Source organism: Saccharopolyspora sp. NPDC002686 (genome assembly GCF_040295745.1).
Lineage (GTDB): Bacteria > Actinomycetota > Actinomycetes > Mycobacteriales > Pseudonocardiaceae > Saccharopolyspora > Saccharopolyspora oryzae.
Map to the genome: position 1 here is coordinate 1 of NZ_JBEOVY010000649.1, position 1,555 is coordinate 1,555.

2 protein-coding genes are annotated in these 1,555 nt (G+C 72.6%); both read right to left on the bottom strand.

Annotated elements, in window-relative coordinates:
* On the bottom strand, positions 1-814 hold an 814-nt coding region (locus tag ABTZ89_RS38605; RefSeq protein WP_351054436.1), incomplete at its 3' end, for a 1-phosphofructokinase family hexose kinase.
* Positions 811-1,467 carry a DeoR/GlpR family DNA-binding transcription regulator gene (locus ABTZ89_RS38610; protein WP_351054438.1) on the bottom strand — a complete coding sequence of 219 codons (657 nt, stop codon included), beginning with the start codon at positions 1,465-1,467 and terminating at the stop codon, positions 811-813. The genes ABTZ89_RS38610 and ABTZ89_RS38605, both read right to left, overlap by 4 nt.
* Positions 1,468-1,555 lie beyond the last annotated feature (88 nt).

The window sequence follows — 1,555 nt, forward strand, 5'->3', positions numbered from 1 at the left end:
GGATGAGCCGGGTGATGGCGACCATCGACAGCACCGGTACCGCCGCCGCGCCTATTCCCATGACGATCCGGCCGAGCACGAGGACGAGCAGATCCGGTGCGAGCGCGCAGATCAGGCTTCCTGCGGCGACCAGCACCGCGCCCAGCTGCCCGAGGCTCACCAGCACTGCACCCACGCCACCGGCGCGCAGCTGCTCCGCGACGTCCAGCACGTCGCCGAGGTCTCGCAGCGGGTTCCCGGTCAGCTCCGCGAGTTCGGCGAGGTTCGGTTTGATCAGGTCCGGCGCTGCCTTGCAGGCCAGTTCCAGGGGCTGCCCGGAGCTGTCCACCGCGACCCGCGCTCCGGCGCTGCGGGCCGCGGCGACGATGCGGGCGTGCAGGTCGCCCGGGCATCCGGCGGGCAGGCTGCCGCAGGTCACCAGCCATTCGGCGCGTCCGGCGAGCTCGGCAGCGGCCCGCTCCAGCGCGGCGACCTCGGCGGCGGTGAGCTCCGGGCCGGGCTCGTTGAACTTGCTGGTGGTGCCGTCGGCTTCGACCACCGCGATGTTGCTGCGGGTCGGGGCCTGCACGGGCACCTCCACCACCGGCACCGACTCCGGCGCGAGCAGCTCCGCCAGGCGCGCGCCGTCGGCACCGCCGGAGGGCAGCACCGCCAGCGTCGGCACCTCGGCCGCGGCCAGCGCCCGGGCGACGTTGACGCCCTTGCCACCGGGGTCCAACCGGGTCAGGAGGGTGCGGTGCACCGAACCGGGCACCAGGCGGTCGACCTGCACGGTGCGGTCCAGGCTGGGATTGGGGGTCACGGTCACGATCACGCCAGCACCACTTCCGCTTCGACCTTCTCGAGCTCGTCGAGCGCCGCCTCGTCGAGACCGTCGTCGGTGACCACCACGTCGATCTCGCCGATCTCGGCGAACCTGCTGAACTGGTCGTCGCCGTACTTGCCGTGATCGGCCAGCAGGACGCGCTTGCGGCTGGCCGCCACCATCGCCGCCTTGACCGCGGACTCGGCCGGGTCCGGAGTCGTGCAGCCGCGGACCGCGGAGAACCCGTTGGTGCCGAAGAAGCCGATGTCCACGGTGAGCCCGCGCAGCACGTCCAGGGCCCAGGATTCCACCGTGGCCAGCGTGGTACCGCGGATCCGGCCGCCGAGGATGTGCACGTTGTAGTTGTTGCGGGTGGCCAGTTGGGTGGCCACCGTCAGCGAGTTGGTGACCACGGTCAGCTCGCGCTCGGCGGGCAGCAGACCGGCCAGCCGGGAGGTCGTGGTGCCCGCGTCCAGCAGCACCGTGCCCCGGTCGGGCACCAGGTCCAGCGCGGCGCGCGCGATGCGTTCCTTCTCCGCGGCGTTGGTCCGGTCCCGCAACGAGACGCCGGGTTCGAAGTCCAGCCGCTCGACCGGGATCGCGCCGCCGTAGACGCGCCGGACCAGGCCCTGGCGTTCGAGCGCGGCCAGGTCGCGGCGGATGGTCTCGGGCCTCCGACATCAGCCGCGCGCTCACCGGCCGCGAACAGTGGTACGCGGCGGTGTCGGACCTGTTAGACGAGTACGACTT